An 18,451-nucleotide genomic window follows, 5' to 3' on the forward strand; every position below is an offset into this window, starting at 1 on the left:
ATTAAACGCAAAGGGCGCAAAGTTTAAAACTCTGCGCCCTTTGCGTTTTTTAACTCTGTACCTTTGCGTGAAACCTTACTTCAATTCTCCCTTCTCAGCATCTTTTTTCATATCATCATTTGCATAAATCGCCAACTCAACCCGACGATTTTTCACACGATTTGCTTCGCTGTCATTGGGATATTTAGGCTGCGATTCACCATACCATTTCGTTTTAAGTCTTGACGAAGGTATATTTTGAGTTTCCAGATAAGATGACACTGATTCTGCCCGGCGTTCAGACAAATTCATATTTAAATCGTCAGAGCCAGTGTCGTCCGTATGGCCTTCCAAAAGAATCTGCGTGTCTTCATATTTAGCTAAAATCCCACCCACTTTTTTCAACTCCTGCTTTGCATCCTCACTTAGCTCCGCTGAATTAATTTTAAATAACAATCCCGAATTAAATGTCAGATTAATGCCTTCTCCCACTCTTTCAACAGTCGCATCAGGGATGGCTTGTTTCAACTCCTGCGCCTGCTTATCCATATTCTTACCGATGAGATATCCGGCGGTACCACCGACAGCCGCACCAATTAATGCTCCAATTACGCTGTTTTTGTTATGTAGTCCACCAATCGCAGCACCGGCCGCCGCCCCTCCTGCTACACCGATACCAGTTCCCTTTTGTGTATTATTCAAACTTTTACAGCCGATCAAAAAGGCTAACACTAATATTATAACGCTGTTTTTTCTCACAATTTTAATTTTTAATTTTCCAATAATTATTCACAAATCGTACTCGCTAGCAAATCAAGCTGCAAGTTTCTTAATCCAAGATCCAACGCTTTTTTAATATCGACACAAACAGTGCCTTTTTCTTGCTTAGTCATTCTTTTAGATAACTCATTTATGTCGGTCGTAACATATTTCTGCTGCATTTGTTTGAGTCTGGCTTCCGTTCTGATCTGATAGATTTCAAGATCATTTTTACCTAGTTCCAATACTTTGTCATAAGCAACAAAAGCGTCGTCATAATTATTGATCTTGATCATCATATCTCCTTTTTGGGTATAAAATGAAGGATTTTCCGGATCAAGTTCTATCGCTTTTGTCAAATTGGTATCCGCTTCTGCCAGCATATTAAGCTGAAAATCCAAATGTGCGAGCTGTGCAAACATTTTCGCACGTGCTTTAATATCCTTGTTCTTTTTGGTCAGATCTGTTATCTTGACGATATCTGCTTTTGCATCTTCCGTCCTTCCTAACTTGTTGTATGCAAAACTTCTGGCATAATACGCCGTTACATTTTTTTCCTTGCCAACCTTGATCGCATTGTTCGCGGAGGTAATAGCATCGTCATATTCTTTCAGACCGTTCGACGCAATTGCCATACCAATATTTCCATCTTCCTTCGCATCCTTCGCTGAACAGTCTTTCAAAACTTTTTTAAAAGTAACCAGCGCTTCCTGGTACTGCCCCTGATCATTCTGCTTATTGCCTTCCTGAATTTGCTTGAAACATTTGTTTGAGGTTGTGATGAGCTGTTGCGCCATGGTGGACAAAGGTGCCAGCGCAAAAAGCATCATAACTGTTCTAATTGTTGTCTTCATAAAATCATAATGAGTTAAAATGCCACTCAATCGGTCATGACGATAATCATGAAAGTTGACTGGTATGGAAACACTAAAAATAGAGTGCCTGAGCTATGTTTTTTTTTGAAAATGTCATGGAGTTAAAGAAATTGCAAAATCTCTTTAATATTTTCGACACTCCGAAAGTTTTTATTTTCTATGGTATGTTCAATTTGCTCATGTACCCATGTGATATGGTAAGGCACGTGAACCCCATATCCGCCAATATTTAAAACTGGTAAAATATCTGATTTTAAAGAGTTACCGACCATCACCAGATTCTCTGGAAGAATATCCAGATGTTTGATCAATTTCCGATAATTAGCATCGTCCTTCTCAGACATGATTTCAATATGATGAAAATAATGGCTTAATCCGGATTTTTTCAACTTTCTTTCCTGGTCCAGGAGATCACCTTTCGTCGCGACAACCAGCCGGTATTTATCTTTTAAAGTTTCCAGCACTTCTTCCACACCATCCAACAGATCAATGGGCTCATTGAGCAGGTTTTTACCCAAATCAAGGATTTTTTCTATATGTTCCATGCTGATCGTTTTGTCGGAGATTTTCAAAGCCGTTTCGATCATTGACAGCATAAAACCTTTGACTCCATACCCATAAAGCGGCAAATTATCAATTTCGATTTTCAGCAACTCTCGTTCCAAGGCATGCGGTTGCAAATATTCACTGAGAAGATTGCAAAACTCCTCTTCAGCGCGTCTGAAATAAGGCTCGTTAACCCACAGCGTGTCATCCGCATCAAACGCAATTACTTTTACATCCATCGTTCTGATTTTTAATTACGTCAAAAGTAGGGATTTTCGAAATTGGAACGATAGGTTGGCTTACGGAAAAATTGTTAAGCTGTTCGTGACCGCAATGGCTAAAGCCGGATATATCTGAGTGCTAGCCACCCAGGGCTGAAGCCCTGGGTTACGAAGACGCTGCGGAGTGGACTTTGTTTTGAATTGCGACTCGTTAGCCAAAGGATATTCAACATGCAGCTAAACTAACCCAAGGCTTCAGCCCTGGGAGCCGCAAACTCGCGACGAGCCGCAGGCTTTAGCCATTGGGAATGTCTTGCTTTTTCATAAACCAATTGTAAATTTCCATTACCATATTTCACGATACATTCTCATGAAAAAATCCCTTTACTTTTTGGTGTTCGTTATTTTGTCAACAAGAGCTTTCGCACAAAAGAATCCGCCCCGGCTTATTGTCAGAGGCGATGATATGGGTTATTCTCACTCGGGGAATCTTGCACTCATAAAGTGTTTCAAAGAAGGCATCCAAACTTCAATTGAAGTAATCGTCCCGTCTCCGTGGTTCCCGGAGGCTGTGAAATTATTGAATGAAAATCCAACAGCAGATGTGGGAATTCATCTGGCTATAACCAGTGAATGGGACAATGTTAAATGGAGACCACTGACCGATTGCAGTAGTTTGAAAGATTCAGATGGTTATTTCCTTCCTATGATTTACCCGAATAAAAATTATCCTAAGAGGTCGGTTATTGAGAACGACTGGCAGCTATCTGATATTGAAAAGGAGTTTCGCGCACAAATTGAAATGGCAATGAAAAAGATACCACGTATCAGTCATATATCGTCTCACATGGGCTGTGCAGGTATTACCGAAGAAGTTAAAGCACTGACAAGAAAGCTTGCCAAAGAATACAAAATACCCATTGACCCTGAGCCAAAAGTGGATGGTTATGTAAGTTATGACGGTCCTCGCAAAACGTCCGGGGACAAATTCAATAGTTTTATCAAGATGCTTGATAAACTTGAAGCCGGCAAAACATACATTTTTGTCGACCATCCCGGACTGGATGATGCGGAACTGAAAGCCATCTCTCACATAGGATACGAAAATGTTGCCGAGGATAGACAAGGTGTGACTGATCTATTTACCAGCAATAAAGTAAAAGCTGCGATCAAAGAAAAAGGAGTTCAGTTAATCGCTTACAGAGATTTGGCGACATTGCAGAAATAATTCAACAAATCACAAACGAAATTAAATACCACTCTTAAAAGAACTATTTTTTATCGATCGCCACCGTCAATCACAACCTTGTCAGTTACTTTCTCATCCGGTTTTTTGTTAAACTTTTTCACAACAAATGAAGCCAGTAAGATCAAACTTATACCAACAAGTAAAGCAAGTACAGGAGAGATAAGTAACTTGAAATCAAGTCGGTACTTTTTAATTGCGATAAAAGAACCATAGATAACTCCAATCAACAACCCGAAAATCATCCACATCAGAACCGGTGGAATGCTGTGGGAGATGAATAGTAAATTATCTATCGGAACGAAGAAAAATGCGCTTACCCTCCCGAGAAAATTGCGCATCACATAAACCACAAATACGATCAGCACCAATACCACAAATATAGATTTTCCGTCTTTCATATCTTCTCATATTTTTTAACCAGACTGAAAGAAATTATCCCTCCTAAAATAAATAGGACAAACAAAAAAAAGGACAGCAACGGCGAATCTCTAATAATATCGTCAGGGTTACCGATTTCTGGATTGTGTACCAGCCAGCCTTTATAATTTGTAAAAACGCCCAACAGAAACCTGAAAGCACCAAAATAACAGGCCGTCAGAAAACCGTAAAGGGCAAGTTTTGTGATGTATGCTTTTTTAGGGAAAACAACTTTTATATCGACCGGAATGACAATGTCTTCGTAAACTGAGGAAACTACCAGTTCAAGATGGTAAAGCTCCTCCTTTTGCAATAAAACAGTATCAATAATGATGTCAATATTTTCACTCAACTTACCTTCCAGATTATTAAATTCCAGAATATCCTTGCTGAGCGAAATCCCTTCTTTTAAAAATTTGAAGTACACTTTTGCCTTAACATAGCCTTCATTTTTCAGGTTGATATGAATACGGTGGTTCACCGTAACACCACCATTGATCGACAATAGCTGCACTCTTTGCTGGTCAATCTGAAGTCTCGGTTTGTCAGAAAGCAAATTTATAATGTGAAACAAAGCCTGAACCATACCAAGCCTGATTTCCGGCTCCGAATAATAACCAGTATGCAGGATAAAAGCATAACTATCAGCTATCTGATCATTCCAATCCTCTTTTCCAATACCGGTAAACCATTCCTGGATATTCTTGGCAGCCATGGATTCAGCAATAGCAGGCCAGATCGAAAAATCTTTTTTAGCATATTCCGCCAAAGCTTCCGGCGTCGAAAATCGCTGATTTTCAATAAAGAAAGGAAGATCAGAATCAGTTTTATACAGGAATTGCAGAAAACTGTTAAGATCGTACTGCGTCGAAAGATTTCTTGCCACCAATGGATCCGACTCCAAAATCCATATCTGAAGAATTCCTTTTCTATACGTTTCCAGTAATGCCTCATAACCCTTTGAAGTTTCACATGCTTTTTGCAATAAAACAGAAACGTCAGTATATAATTCGTCCTCGAAACGGAAGGGTAAATTGGGATTTAATTTGTAGAGAATGCGTAAATAACGTGTTTCCGAATCAAATTCCTCTTCAATTATTCTCGCAAATTCATCCGCTCTTGATGCACTTTTTGTTAGCGCAGTTACCAGACCTGGCAGATAATTCCCATTCCTCAGAAAATACTTTGCATCGTCCTTATTGTTGAATGAGATATCACCAAGTTTACCCAGCGTATTTGCCTTCTCTCCAAGCCATTCTACCTCAATCAGACTTTCCTTATATTCCAGCCAGATGGAATCCGTCATCCATTTATTTTGGATCGATAACGGATCAGCATGGTTGACTTCACGTGGTTTAAAATTTCGCTTACCTAATTCGGAAATAATATATTGCTCAACAATGTTTCTGTTAACGCTATCCCTAACGAGGAATACGATCTCTTCAAACTGATCCGTAGTGAGGATACCTTTGCGAAAAACAAGTTCAAGTTTTGCATTGATTAACTCATAAGGCCGCCAGTCAATTTCTGAATAAATCTGCTGAATAAGTTGATTTAATTGTCCCAGAGTAAGATCAAGGTCTCTCCCATCAGACACCAGATTGGGATATTCTGTTATTTTAATATCGCCATGATTTAAAATAAGCAGGTCCCTTAATTGCTGCCTCAGGCTTTCTAATAACGCCATTTTTGTTGAATATTTCTGTTAACTAAAACTAATCTGGATCGGCTTAACGATCAGCCATTTGTTACCTTGTAGTTTTAATTCACCAGGTATATCCGTATTAATCAAACTGTTACCGGATGGAAAAGTATCATACTGACTAGTCTTCCCGAGAAAATATGGTGAGTTTGAAAGTGCATAACGCTGGGCGTTCTGATTACCTGATATTTTAAAAGTGGCCGTAGCTGGGGTTATTAAATTGATCTCAAATATGGTCTCGCTATCCTCTTCGTCCAGCAATTCCTGAACCGAAAATCCATCTCCCAAATCGGCGTACCGGGCATATTTTATAGAAGATTCCGACGCCAAAACCGGCACTTGCTCCAAGGTTTTTTCAATTTCCGGAACGACAGAAAGCCTCTCATTCCTTTCCATCTCGGCCCTCACATTATCCTGAAGAATCGCAATTTCCGCCTCCGCCTCTTTTAATTTTTGTTTAACAGATTTCAACTCGTTACTTAAATTTTTCGACTGAAATTCTGTACTTCCGCTCCTGTGCAAATGATCATTCAAAGTTTTCTCATTTCTTTCAATAACCTGATTTTTGTTGCGAAGCACCCACAGTAAAAACAGAATTCCAGCTACCAAAAGCAGCATGATCGTGTATGACATATCCTTGGAAAGATCTAGTAAAAACGCAAAAAAACTTGCTGATTCTGATGATTTTTCTGACATTACTTTTTCTGGTTCTGTTACTTTTGATTCAACAACAGGTCCTGGCTCTTCCTCTATTTTTTGAATATCCGGCACATCTTCAATCGGTTCAGCAATAGATACTTTTTCAATAGTTGATTCGAGACGGCCCACGTATGCACTATAATTCTGAAAATTCTTCCGCTTACTTTTCGCTCCCGAAGTTATATCGCCAACTACCTGATTTTTGAATTTTTGAATGCTGTTTTTCCATCCGTCAAAACTTGTATCAATTTTAATTTTCTTCCATTCAGCAATCAAGCCATCCGCTTTTTTGATCTTATTTTTTTCTACGAATTGCAAAAGATCTTTATATCCTTTGCAATTCGTGCACTGTTTTTCTTTTACATCCTTGAAAGTTTCTTTGTCCGAAGCCAGAAACTCGACCGTTTCTTTTACGATCTGAAATTTTGCTTCTGAAATCTGCTTATCTGCGCCGCCTTGTGCGTTAGATGTAATCTGACAGACCAAAAGCACAACCAAAATCACCCACTTCTTCATTAAACAACTGGTTTAATTTCCGTTATACTTTTTGAAAGGCGATATAAAGCGTCTTTCAAGGCAAAGAAAAACAGTGATTCTGAAATTTCATTTTCACCTTCCTGTTTGTGTAAATCCTGCAAAACTTTACGGTAACTGTCGTAGATCAAACCTTCACCGTTGAAAATATTATTGTTCCACTGCAAAAGTCTTAATGACTCTTTAAGCCCATTTATTTTGAAGTCTTTCAGGAATCTTGTGATCTCGGTATTGTTAAGTGTTTTCTCCAAAAACGAATTCAGATTATTCAGCACAGCCACATTCAGCGGACTATCAATTTCAAAAGTCTCGGAAATACTAAATTTGCCGGAGCCGGTAGAAAGCTTCAATTCAAGTTCCGAATTCGTTTTAGGATCAAAACCCGGATGAATGAAGTCCATATTTTTTCTATATTTTTCCTTCTCATCCTCCGAAGCCAGCGCATACAGAATCGAACCATTGGCCGTTATCTCCTTTGGATTCGTATTCAGGTGAATTTTGAATCCGGATTGCAGCGTTTTGGTTGTGTAGGCATTAATGAGCAAACGCGTAAAATCTTCCAGATCCCGCTCATCTCCGCCACAAAGCAATTTGATATACTGACTTCCTTTTCCGGTAAATGACAAATACCTTGGCAACGGATAATCCTTAATCTCAATCAGTTGTACCAAATGGAAAATAATGGCGCTGTAATGCAGATAAGGAATAATCAGCAGATCCGGATTTCCGATCGTAATGGAATCGCTGAATTTAAAATCATCATAACGGAACAACAAACTTACAAGATCGTCCGCGCTGAGATTTGTATCATCCTTTACTTTGTTGAAATATTTAATCTCATTCGGACTGATGTAATTTTTCTTCTGATAACTCAGGTAATTTCGGATAAAACCGTTGTCCTTCAATTTATTACGATAGCCATTTCCCCAGATATCACTTCCTGCAAAACGGAATGAAGTAGTCAGATACTTATCAGTCCGGTTACCGGATGATTCCATAAACATCATCACGTCCGTCGTTCCGCCACCAATATCTACGTTTACCACATTGGCTGTATCCTGAATATCCGTATCAGATTTGGTCAGAAAGAAATAAGGCGCAACAGATTCCGGAATCGGGTCCAGTAATTTGGCGCCAGAATTTTTAAACACATCCTTAAAAGCGCCGTCCAATACTTTTCGCAGTTCTGACTTAATGCCACGTTCCATACTTAGCGGAACAGACCATACCACTTTCAGGTCAGCAGGATTACCATAATTCAGAATAATTTTTGCTCTGATTTGAAGCAAAAGCTGTTTCAAAAATGCACTTACACGGCTCTTGTTTGAATCGTTATTGTTGTTTTCCAGCAACCATTTCAGGTTAGTTGTGTAATTGATATTGCTTGCCTGAACTTCTTCCTGATCAATATAATAACCAATATTAATGTGACTGAACAGAGATTTGTTTTGAATATTATTAAAAGAAACAATCTCGCAGGTTGCCGTTTTGAAGGGATAAGAAATGTTTTGGCCCGGTCCTAAAAGTGGTGGCAAAAATTCCCTTCTTAACGTCAAATCCATCCAGGTTGCGCTTCCGTAGACATCAAATTTGTTTCCCCCCGATTCATTTTTCCCTGGTGCATTAAGCAAAACCATCTGCTGATCCAGCTCACCGATATCAAACGGTTTTGGCAAAGCTTCACCATTTTGCATATAGGCAATATGCGTATTCGATGTCCCGAAATCTATGGCGAAGGTAAACGCCTTAGTCAGGTTGTCTTTATTGAAAGTTTTCGTTTCAAAATTCGGGATGATCAATCCACCGGAATCGATGCCGTTTGGATCCGTATAGGCCAACTGGATATAATCAAAAGCCTCCTTAATTTTGTAAAATCTGGAAGTTGAACCGGAATTTCCTGCGTTAATATCAGCCCAGTTTGAACGTTCGTCGACGCTTGTGATCAGGTTTGTGGTATCAGAAGCGAAATTTTTGAAAGAATAAAACTCCAATGCTTTCAGTGTCATTCGCTCATTCCGTTCCGCCAGCAGAATGGTATAATCGTTCAGATCTTTTAATCTCGGATCCGGATCATTGATCTGATAAAAAGGAAAAATCCCTAAATCTGAACGGTACTCCACAATGGATTTACCTTTTTCATATTTTCTTGAAAACACGATTTCAGATACACCTCTGCGGTTTTTTACAGGTATTTTCAGATTTACAGTGACCTGCCCGTCATTAACCTCGGTAGACAAATTATATTTTAAATCCGCCAGGTTGAAAAAGTTAAAATACTCCTTTTTGATGGGCAGCAAATATTTGAAATCTCCACCAAAACCGGTATAAAATTTCCCTCTGTTGATGTTATAAGGCATTTCTACCAATGCATCTTCCAGAAAATCATCGATGGTAAGAAATGGGTAAGTAACCGTTGTCAACGCATTTCCCTGAGGCAATTTTCTTTCAAACAAAGGCACACCGCGGTGGTAAAAATCTTTAATTCGGGTTGAAGAATTCCATGGAATATTTTTTTCCATATAGTCACCAGGAATATTCATCCCATCGACCAGAACCAATGGCGGTTCTACAAGCTGCTGCTCGTTTTTGTCATTGTATTGATCCCGGTATTTGCTCTCCGTAGCCCGGATGATAAAATCGCTGACCGACTTGATTTTTTCTTTTTCTTTTTCTTCTTTCTGGTGGAAAAAGAAAAGTCCGTTGACGGTCAGAAACTTACCATCAACATTGGTTTTAATTTTGCTGTATTCATTATCCATCAGGCTTGTTCCTGCCTGCTGATAGTCAGGGAACTGATGTCTGAAATCCGGAAAATAGCGGTCTACTGTTTTATTAAGATACTTCCGGAAGCCGTCTGCTTTGGCAAATGCAGGTTTAAATTGAAGCGAAAGTTTGTAGATATATTCGATGAACTCGTGGTCTCTTTTAAACAGCGGACGGTAATCGTTGCTAAAAAATACCTTCCCATCCGAGCTTTGCGGAACTGTTTTGATGTCATTGTTTTTGATATACCGCGCCCAGTTTGGCGTTGTAAAAAACAAGGATAACGGGGAAGTTCCGCCTAATAATTTGTTTTCATAAAAGATCAGAAACAGACTATCCATTTCTGAAAATCTGCTGTTGTCTCTGTCGTTAAAAATCTGTTCCAGCGATTTGGCCAGCAAAGTATGCGGATGGTCTTTACCTTTTTCTTTTAGTCTGCCGATGTTTTCCTGCACCTTCCATTCCTTGAACCAGATCTTTTTACCAGATCCAATTTCAGAATTTTTGGAATTGAACAAGAGTTGAAAAACATCCAGACAATCTGATACCAATTGATGATAAATGGTGTTCCCATCCAGATTTCCACGATCAGAAGCGACGATTTGAAAGGCCGTATCAAAAAGTTCGAGCCTCGCCATTGGTGACGGAATCGACGTTCCGGCTTTGGACGCGCCCCTTCCAAAAGCTATATTTTCAGGATCAAAACTCGCAGGATCGATGCCTGTGCTTTGACTCCAATCCTGTATTTCGTTGGGGTTATAACCCGGATATTTTCTAAAAATGTATGAAGACATGGCTGTAAGATTAGATCATGGATGGAAGTGCTTCCAGTTTTTTGTAGCACTCCATAGCAATACGGTTGAGCAATTTGAAGAAACGTTTATCCTGATCAGGTATACTTTTCTTCAATTCGTCTTCCAGTTTCCCAAGTTCGGTTTTCAAAAATGCTTCTGAAATCCCAGGCTTGGTGACGATCCCTAAAACTTTTTTTACTTCTATCGGTTTTTCCCGCACCAGCGCATTCAAATCCTGCGTCAGGTTGAAAGGTTGAAAAGTCCGCTCGTTACCAGACATTTCTACCAGCCAGTTTTTATAATGTACTGAAAAGAATGCGGTAAGATTCTGATAAAATTCGTTGTTTGAATATTTATCTGCGAGGTTTAATTCTTTATAAAACGCCTCATTACGGAACTCAGGCAATGTTTCCAGGTAAATTTTCATCGCGTAAGTCAGCAGCGTAAGCGGCTCCATTACTGTTTTTGCCGTATTGGGATAAAAATGCCTTATATCAATAACCTGATCTTCTTTTTTAATACCAAAATCAAAATACTGGGTCTGACCTTTGGAGGCAAAATTCCCATCCGGTTTATTCACGAAATCAATAATCGCAGTCGCGCCAATTAATTCTATTAAATGCGCGCTGTTTTTCTGCTCAATTCCGCCTTGTTTGTTTTCATATTGTTTCAACGGCCGGTCCCATAACTGGTAAAAACAGTTGATCTTGCCGTTCAGATATTTCAGATAATAAGAAAGTGCAGCCTCTGTTTTGGAATTAAACATATCCGAGTTGATTGCACTTTTACTATCGTCCGTAACGTTAAAATATGGCATCACCGTAAGCGCTCCATATTTATTTCCACGCAGTTTTTCTTCCTGTTGCAGCAATTTCACCAGTTGCGGAAAACCGGAAGAACCGGTACCGCCGAAAATTGAGCTGACAATGAATATCCGGTCATTTTCGCCTATACTTTTTAATACAAACTTGAATTCTTTGGTGTTCGCCAGGTTATTAAATACCACTGAACCAATATTCGGATTTCCTTTAAAACCCTGATTCAGTTTCAAATTAAGTTCAGTATTCGGATCGTCGTGGCCGGAATTGTCATATAGCGCTTCCAACAAATCCATGTTGATATCACCTACCAGCTCACCGCGCGGATCAAGATATTCGATGAACGACTTTTCAAGATTTTCAAATTGAAGCTGAAAAGAGTCATCCAGACCCTCTGAATAATCATTTTCATTTGTAATCGAACTCAGCGTATTCAGGTTAGCATTGAAGAAACCATCTCGAATTTCTTCGGTATTACTGTAACCGTGGGATCGGATATATTTATATGTTTTGAGCGCTGCCAGTGCCCGGCTTGTATCGGCATTATCAGCATCTACATCGATGATGATGGGAATAATTTTATTGGTGTCATTAAGTTTTGTACCTGCGGCAAGCAGCATTGTCAGCGATCGAACAATCCTCGCCCCTGTTCCTCCAATTCCAAAAACAAACGTATTTCTTGTAGGCATAATCTGTGCTGTATCGACGGGTTAAAAGGGAGTGCGTTTTGCGAAAATTGAGAACCTTTTCAATAGGATTGAAAAAAGTATGTAATAAATAAACGCGTAGAGCGTGTTGACCATTGCAAACGTATAGAAGAAAGAATTCTCTTCCTCTTCTGTAACAGTCTGTGCATGGTTATAGGCTAAGCCAAAAGCAATGATCAGTAAAATGACCATTGTGATCACCCAGTGCACGGTTTTGTCCCAAACCGGCCTCGCCCTTCCCAGCACGATGTAGAAAACAACGGCAAACGCAAATGCGAAAACCAGCGTAAACAGGCCTACAAAAGGGTAAATATCTGATGCAAAAATGGGATCCGGATTTTGTCCGCAAAGCAGCTCATAAAGAAATTCAAACATTGAAGCTATTTTTTTACAGGTATTGAAATGTGAATAAAGTTATCATTTGCGTTTTCATAAGCCTCGCGAACGCCATCGATCAGGTGCTCAAATGCGAAGGTTTTTGCGGGAATAGAATCCAGATTTCTGTCATCCATGATAGACATTGCCTTATATCCATTGTCATAAACCAACGGAAGTTTCAGGTCGATATTTCCTTTGTCTTTGTAGATATCAGAAACTTCTATTACGATCACGTGCGTATTATTTTCCAGAAACTCCTTCTCTCTCGGCTTTAAAACGGACTTGTCAAGATTCTTCTTCAATAGAATATTTTTGATCTTAAAATCCAGATTTTCAGATGAAGTTTTCAGGTGTTGAGTTAAATAATCCGGCGCGCTGATCGAATTTGGCAGTGCAGACAGATCTACCGCGATGGCAAATGTGGAAGGTTTCTTTTTGCTTGCTTCCAGATCAGAAATGCTCTTATCCTCAGCTTTCCAGTTTCCCACTCTTTCGTAGGTATAGAAAGTTTCAAAATCTTCAATGGTTTTCTCAAACAATCCGAAATTAAGATCCAGCACAGGTTTAAAATTATTCAGATCAGCCAGGTTTTTGTTGAATTTGCTGACAAGTTCCTTATTACCAATAACCCATAAATAATACGGCCTTTCCTGCCCATCAAGCTTCAATTTCGCATTCTGATAAGTATAATAATTACCATAAAACGCAGAATTGAACCCGTACAAAGAAGCGGAAATGTTATCTCTTTTTAATTTCAAAAAAGTAGATTTCACCAACGCTTTCAGTTCTCCTGGTGCCTTTTGTTTGTTGATCTCGGGATTCGTTTTGATCACATTATCCGGATAGGACAAAATACAGTCGGATACAAAAAGCGAAATGTCATTTGAATCGGTCTTACTGGCGATCATTTCCAGGATTTTGTGCATCTCCGAGCTTTTCTCACCTGCAACTTTTGTTGTAGAAATTTCCCGGATAAAATCTTTTGTGGAGCCTTTATATGGCGTAAGTGAATCAGCAACGTAGTAAATTTTCAGAGGTCCTTTTCCAAAAGATTCCTTTCCTTCGATATCAACAAGAAGATTTGGAATGTCTTTTACAAATTGCGTAGAGCCGCTGAAATAACCAGCCATACTGGCTGAGGTTTCCATAAAAAAGTTAATCTTGCCAACTTCTTTAACAGGTGCCTTTTCTTCCTTTTGCTCTTTTTTCGAGCAGCTGAGAGCAAGGAATAACAAAGCAAGCAAATAAAAATATTTCTTCATCGATTATAATATTGTATTGAGGCTAATTGGTCACCAATATAAAGATATTTGTTGGTTGCTTCCTACATTTATTCGTTTGAATGCACTCAAAGCGGATAAACGGGCAAAACGCGACAAATTCCTGAATTAGTACGAACAGATGTGCTGATTATTTTAGCAGGTTTGCAAAGCCATCAAATTCTCATCTCACCGGACGGTTAAAGAAAACAGCTTTTTAGCACTTTAAGTCCTCGTCTCCGTGCGTCAACATCTACCTCACCCACGATACAATTATATGTTAAAATGAAACATTTATTGGTAGCCAAAACCGTTAACTTGATTCTCTCGCAATTCCTGGGATTTGCTGTTTCCATGATGTAAATTAGTAGATCGATGCAAAGTGTAACGCACAGAATCTGTTGTTAAAATTTGCACAATGCATACCTACCCCGCTCCACACATCACTATAATCTATTAATTATGAAAGCAGCTGTTTTAGATCAATCGGAATTTTCTCTCCGTATTGAAGAAGTATTGATTCCTGAATTAAAGGCGGGTCAGGCTCTTATCAAACTTAAAGCTGCAAGTCTGAACCATCATGAATTATGGCCTATTAGGAAAAAAAGCCGGCTTGCTAACTTCAAAATAATTCCGGGCGCCGATGGTGCGGGTGAGGTGGTAGATATTGCCGGGGATGTAGAAAAATCGTGGCTGGGCAAAAGGGTGGTAATCAATCCATCCTTAAACTGGGGTTCCAGCAGAAATGTTTTCGGTAATAATTTTGAGATTCTAGGCTACCCCAAAAACGGGACTTTTGCAGAATATATCGCTATTGAGGAGCGGTATATTTATGAAATTCCTTTGCACCTGTCTTATGAAGAAGCCGCAGCAGTTCCTATGGCTGGCCTGACGGCGTACCGTGCTTTATTTACCAAAGGTCTGCTGAACCGAAAAAGCAAAATATTGATCACAGGAATTGGTGGTGGTGTTGCCATGTGGGCCTTGACATTTGCCTTAAAAATGGATGCAAAAGTATATGTTACCTCTGGTACTGACGCAAAAATACAAAAAGCCATCATGGCCGGAGCAAGCGGTGGAGTTAACTACAAAAATGTTAATTGGAGAATGGAATTGCAGGAACAAGCAGGTTTGTTTGACCTAATTCTGGATGGTGCGGCTGGAAATGGTTTTGAAAAGTTATTACACCTGGTGAAGGCTGGCGGAAAAATAATTAATTTTGGAAGAACAGCAGGGGCTATTCCAGCCTTTGATCCCCAACTTTTATTCAGGAAGCAAATTTCGATCATAGGTACCTCCATGGGCAGCGACGATGAGTTCAGAAGTATGTTATATTATATTCTTTATCATAAAATCCATCCGATAATTGATTCGGTATTTGATTTGGAACAGGTTCAAACAGCATTTGAAAGACTAAAAAGTTCAGAGCAATTTGGAAAAATTATCATGCGTATATAAGATAAAAACGCATCTGTTTCCGAATGACGATTTTGGTTCAAAATCTAATAGAGACAATTAACCTATTGGTTACCTGACCTGCATTTTCGACCAATAAGGCTTTGATTCAGGCTGATTGGCATAAAGAGCAGTCACGGTATAGGAACCAGATGAAAGGTTTTCTGGCAGTTTGTATTTACCGACGGCATAACTCACGCCGGCAACAGCCCAGGATATCACTTCAATTTCCGGAGCAATGTTAATTGTGTTACCGCCGCTGGCAAGCCGAAGTGTTGGCAATAGTTTGATGTCAAATGAAGAAGCAGGCAAATTGCTACCCCAGACATATTGTGCAAGGGAAGGTTTTGCATAAAACATATCACTTTTGTTAAAGATTAATGGCTGTGTATTTCGCTTAAATACCTGATTAAGATCACCCTTCCAGATCGTCTCAAGCGTATTCGTTTTTGAAGTGGAAAACTCAAAAGCACCCTTCCCCATTTCCTTCCCATTTTCATAAAAAGTAGCAAGATAAGAACCCTCCGGAATGTCAGTTGTGAAGTCTGCTGTCAAATTTTCTTTCGCCTGGAAAGTCAAATTAAGAATCTTCTGTCCTTGTGAGAAATCATTCGTGAGACCCACCGTGTAGGTTGATTTCGGATCAAAATAGCCGCCAATAAGTTTGAGAGTATCCGCTTTGACGAAAGTAAATGGCAAATTGCTTATACTAGCTCCAGGAAGTCCTCTTTTTACTTGCAACCCCTCAAAATTCAACGGACTGGCACCTTCAAATGTAAGTTCAAGTCCGACACTAGTTGAATTAATCAAACTGGTTATATCTTCAAAATATATATTCTGCAAAATATTTTGAACTGTCCCTTCGAAAACTGTATTCGTTGTGCGATCAGACAATCTTATTACCGGATTTATCATTTCTGGCCTGGAAGGAAGCGTACCCAGCCCGGAAATTATTTTTAAGGGAATATAGGAAACACCTTGTCGAATTGAAATTTCTTTGCTTGTAAGTTCAATTTTTGGATCTCCCTGAGCCTCCACATAGATGTAATATCTGCCGGGTGCTGCAAGCCCGTTCTTTTTAAGAAAAAGCGTCAAAGGTCTGCTGCCTTTGTACAAAAATTTCAGAGCTGTGTTAGTCGTCTCTATCGACGCACTGTCAAGGAGTTTCACATCATCGTAAAGAGACAAGTTGATATTGATTTCATCGCCGGAAAACGCAGCTGGAAGTTTAATAAGGAAATTTGACCCAACAGAATCAAAGGTTATAGATTCAGCTTCGGGGACAGTAAGTTTTCTTAATATTTGGGTCTCATCAACAGGGATTACTATTTCGGGTTGAGGAGTGACTTCTTCATTGGCCGAATCCTTTTTACATTGAAAAAACAAGCCAATCGTCAGAATTAACAATAAATATGCTGGATTTTTCATGCGATTAGGAATTCTCCGGTTAATGATGTTATTTTTATTATCATAAATATAACAAATATTATCCAGAATAACCGAGTAATTTCCAGGCATTAGTCATGCGGGAATGATACTTCGGGCCAGATTTCTCTACCATTTGTCAATATGCCTCCCTCCCTCTGATACCGAAGCGAACTGCATCAGGCTTTCTGTAAATCGACGGAGCCAGTTTTTCATAAGCTACAATCGAGGGATAATTTGCCGGCTGAGGTTGATCAGCTGAGAAATCTATCGCCTTATTCAGGTATTTCCCAATTTCCCGAATCGTGGGAAAAGTGGGGTCTACCTCTTTTACGAGGACCGCTGCGTTGTAATAATAAGGCTTGCGATAATCCTTTTTTCGGGAATTATCCAACGGCTTAGTTAAGTAAGATTCTATTTCTTTCTCTTCTTTACTTTTGATTAAGCCAGTGCTTTTGGCAATATACCTTTCCGTTTTCAAAAGCGAAGAAACCTGATCGCCTTTGCTTTTCAAAACAATTCTGTAATAAGGTTTAGGTTTAGAAATTTTAAATTCCTCTCCGGAAAATCTCGGATGACTTACTATAATGATACTTTTCAACGGCACATCTGTAAGTTCAAAAACCCCGGCAACATCTGATTTCGAAACCTTGGAGCTGTTTTTTATCTTAATTGAAGCACCAGATATCGCATTCCCTGCTTGATCCGTAATTCGTCCTTTTACTGAAATAACATCCTCTGACAAGACAGTCATTTCCACTGGGCTAGCCGGAATAGTTTTTTCCTTCGCAGCGGTAAGCAATAACATCATACCTGCGATAGGAATGACAAAAAGATATCTGGCACCAGACCAGCTTGAAGTGCGATTTTTATACATCATTTGTACTCGGTTTTTAAGTAATGAGGGATTAAAAAAACGGTTGGTTAACAATTTTCCCGGCTCCTTCGAAGCATAGGAAATCAAAAACGATGCATATCGGTCACGATCCGTGAAGCCTTTATCTGCAAGAAATTCATGTACTTCCTGCAACGAATATTTGTAAAACCACAGTATGGGATTAAACCAGAAAAATGCTTTGAGTACTTCAATCAGCAGGATATCGTACGAGTGTCGCTGTGCTATATGAACGTATTCATGGCGAATTATCGTGTCGAGATTATGCTCATAATCATGCCGACTGACAAACATCCAGAATAAAAATGAACAGGAATTGACGGAGCTTTGTCTGGAATTGCTATCAGGGAGAAGAACCATTTTATAGTTCTCCGTCTCTATTAACTCGCCTTTTTGGCTTAATCTGAAAATTTGGTATAGTCCATGCATTAATTTACTAATCATCAAAACCACACCACTTAAATAAACTATGAAAAAGTAGTCTGTTAAACCCGTGACTGGCTCTGAAATTGAGACAGGTCCATCAATCAATTGCGTCGAAGAAACTTGCATAACTGTTTGCGGAACAATCTCTTGCGTTATGTATGTAAAAGTAAAAACTGGTAAAATCAGCGCGATGAGCAGCGTCGTGATCAGGTAATAACGATTTGCTCCAAAAAATGTGAATTTTCGGAAAAACAGCCAGTAACAACCATAAAACAAGATCCAATAAAGATTAACCTTTCCTGCGTAAATCAAGTAATCCATTTTTGGCCCGTTTGCATTTATAAAGGTTTGAAATACACTTATCAAATTTAAGACTATTTTATTAGTTTTTAAACTAATAAAATAGTTAAATATTCACGACATGAATGTTATTTTATATCGTGCTCTAAATCAGCAATCTACCAAACGTTAAATCTTGTTAAAATATATAATCACCAGGCTCTTTAAAAACCTAATTTAATAAATTGCTATGAATCACTAAACCAAACAG

14 protein-coding genes are annotated in these 18,451 nt (G+C 39.1%); 2 read left to right on the forward strand and 12 right to left on the reverse strand.

Annotated elements, in window-relative coordinates; genetic code table 11:
* Positions 1-75: 75 nt before the first annotated feature.
* The 3 genes from L0657_RS23195 to L0657_RS23205 form a co-directional block, all read right to left on the reverse strand.
* Positions 76-738 (reverse strand): OmpA family protein, encoded by a 663-nt coding sequence (locus L0657_RS23195; protein WP_235153154.1) that lies wholly within the window; start codon positions 736-738, stop codon positions 76-78.
* A gap of 26 nt (positions 739-764) precedes the next feature.
* The gene (locus tag L0657_RS23200) at positions 765-1,592 is read right to left on the reverse strand and encodes a tetratricopeptide repeat protein (RefSeq protein WP_235153155.1); all 828 of its coding nucleotides are present in this window, start codon (positions 1,590-1,592) and stop codon (positions 765-767) included.
* A gap of 122 nt (positions 1,593-1,714) precedes the next feature.
* On the reverse strand, positions 1,715-2,398 hold the full coding sequence (locus tag L0657_RS23205) for an HAD family hydrolase (RefSeq protein WP_235153156.1): 684 nt from the start codon (positions 2,396-2,398) through the stop codon (positions 1,715-1,717).
* Between the two features lie 352 nt (positions 2,399-2,750).
* Here L0657_RS23205 and L0657_RS23210 point away from each other — a divergent pair, with 352 nt between their 5' ends.
* Positions 2,751-3,608, forward strand: coding sequence for a polysaccharide deacetylase family protein (locus L0657_RS23210; protein ID WP_235153157.1), 858 nt, complete (start codon positions 2,751-2,753; stop codon positions 3,606-3,608).
* Between the two features lie 50 nt (positions 3,609-3,658).
* On the opposite strand, the gene L0657_RS23215 is transcribed toward L0657_RS23210, so the two are convergent.
* The 7 genes from L0657_RS23215 to L0657_RS23245 are packed head-to-tail and all read right to left on the reverse strand — an operon-like array spanning position 3,659 to position 13,703.
* Positions 3,659-4,027 carry a hypothetical protein gene (locus L0657_RS23215; RefSeq protein WP_235153158.1) on the reverse strand — a complete coding sequence of 123 codons (369 nt, stop codon included), beginning with the start codon at positions 4,025-4,027 and terminating at the stop codon, positions 3,659-3,661.
* Positions 4,024-5,733: a hypothetical protein gene (locus L0657_RS23220; protein ID WP_235153159.1), complete on the reverse strand. Its 1,710-nt coding sequence runs from the start codon at positions 5,731-5,733 to the stop codon at positions 4,024-4,026. Before L0657_RS23220 ends, L0657_RS23215 begins: the two co-directional genes overlap by 4 nt.
* 18 nt (positions 5,734-5,751) lie before the next feature.
* Positions 5,752-6,963: a hypothetical protein gene (locus L0657_RS23225; RefSeq protein WP_235153160.1), complete on the reverse strand. Its 1,212-nt coding sequence runs from the start codon at positions 6,961-6,963 to the stop codon at positions 5,752-5,754.
* Positions 6,963-10,538, reverse strand: a complete 3,576-nt coding sequence (locus L0657_RS23230; protein ID WP_235153161.1) for a hypothetical protein — start codon at positions 10,536-10,538, stop codon at positions 6,963-6,965. The genes L0657_RS23225 and L0657_RS23230 overlap by 1 nt, the downstream gene beginning before the upstream one ends.
* 10 nt (positions 10,539-10,548) lie before the next feature.
* Entirely contained in the window at positions 10,549-12,045 is a 1,497-nt protein-coding gene (locus L0657_RS23235; RefSeq protein ID WP_234650326.1) for a hypothetical protein, read from the reverse strand.
* A gap of 21 nt (positions 12,046-12,066) precedes the next feature.
* Positions 12,067-12,438 carry a hypothetical protein gene (locus tag L0657_RS23240; protein WP_235153162.1) on the reverse strand — a complete coding sequence of 124 codons (372 nt, stop codon included), beginning with the start codon at positions 12,436-12,438 and terminating at the stop codon, positions 12,067-12,069.
* A 5-nt stretch (positions 12,439-12,443) separates the two neighbouring features.
* A complete protein-coding gene (locus L0657_RS23245; protein ID WP_235153163.1) occupies positions 12,444-13,703 on the reverse strand; it encodes a hypothetical protein in 1,260 nt (419 codons plus the stop codon).
* Positions 13,704-14,162: 459 nt separating this feature from the next.
* On the opposite strand from L0657_RS23245, the gene L0657_RS23250 reads away from it, so the two are divergent.
* Positions 14,163-15,158, forward strand: a complete 996-nt coding sequence (locus tag L0657_RS23250) for a zinc-binding dehydrogenase (protein WP_235153164.1) — start codon at positions 14,163-14,165, stop codon at positions 15,156-15,158.
* Between the two features lie 69 nt (positions 15,159-15,227).
* Here the strand turns inward: L0657_RS23250 and L0657_RS23255 are convergent, their stop codons facing one another.
* Together L0657_RS23255 and L0657_RS23260 are read right to left on the reverse strand one after the other, a co-directional pair.
* Entirely contained in the window at positions 15,228-16,583 is a 1,356-nt protein-coding gene (locus L0657_RS23255) for a hypothetical protein (protein ID WP_235153165.1), read from the reverse strand.
* 136 nt (positions 16,584-16,719) lie between these two features.
* The gene (locus tag L0657_RS23260) at positions 16,720-18,222 is read right to left on the reverse strand and encodes a M56 family metallopeptidase (RefSeq protein WP_235153166.1); all 1,503 of its coding nucleotides are present in this window, start codon (positions 18,220-18,222) and stop codon (positions 16,720-16,722) included.
* Positions 18,223-18,451: the final 229 nt, after the last annotated feature.

The organism is Dyadobacter sp. CY345, from assembly GCF_021502725.1.
In the GTDB taxonomy this organism is placed as follows: domain Bacteria; phylum Bacteroidota; class Bacteroidia; order Cytophagales; family Spirosomataceae; genus Dyadobacter.

Bases quoted from the DNA above. Each gene is read 5' to 3' on its own strand.
- L0657_RS23250 (WP_235153164.1), top strand. From the start codon at position 14,163: ATGAAAGCAGCTGTTTTAGATCAATCGGAATTTTCTCTCCGTATTGAA.
- L0657_RS23240 (WP_235153162.1), bottom strand. From the start codon at position 12,438: ATGTTTGAATTTCTTTATGAGCTGCTTTGCGGACAAAATCCGGATCCC.
- L0657_RS23235 (WP_234650326.1), bottom strand. From the start codon at position 12,045: ATGCCTACAAGAAATACGTTTGTTTTTGGAATTGGAGGAACAGGGGCG.
- L0657_RS23230 (WP_235153161.1), bottom strand. From the start codon at position 10,538: ATGTCTTCATACATTTTTAGAAAATATCCGGGTTATAACCCCAACGAA.
- L0657_RS23210 (WP_235153157.1), top strand. From the start codon at position 2,751: ATGAAAAAATCCCTTTACTTTTTGGTGTTCGTTATTTTGTCAACAAGA.
- L0657_RS23255 (WP_235153165.1), bottom strand. From the start codon at position 16,583: ATGAAAAATCCAGCATATTTATTGTTAATTCTGACGATTGGCTTGTTT.
- L0657_RS23200 (WP_235153155.1), bottom strand. From the start codon at position 1,592: ATGAAGACAACAATTAGAACAGTTATGATGCTTTTTGCGCTGGCACCT.
- L0657_RS23260 (WP_235153166.1), bottom strand. From the start codon at position 18,222: ATGGATTACTTGATTTACGCAGGAAAGGTTAATCTTTATTGGATCTTG.
- L0657_RS23215 (WP_235153158.1), bottom strand. From the start codon at position 4,027: ATGAAAGACGGAAAATCTATATTTGTGGTATTGGTGCTGATCGTATTT.
- L0657_RS23205 (WP_235153156.1), bottom strand. From the start codon at position 2,398: ATGGATGTAAAAGTAATTGCGTTTGATGCGGATGACACGCTGTGGGTT.
- L0657_RS23245 (WP_235153163.1), bottom strand. From the start codon at position 13,703: ATGAAGAAATATTTTTATTTGCTTGCTTTGTTATTCCTTGCTCTCAGC.
- L0657_RS23220 (WP_235153159.1), bottom strand. From the start codon at position 5,733: ATGGCGTTATTAGAAAGCCTGAGGCAGCAATTAAGGGACCTGCTTATT.
- L0657_RS23225 (WP_235153160.1), bottom strand. From the start codon at position 6,963: ATGAAGAAGTGGGTGATTTTGGTTGTGCTTTTGGTCTGTCAGATTACA.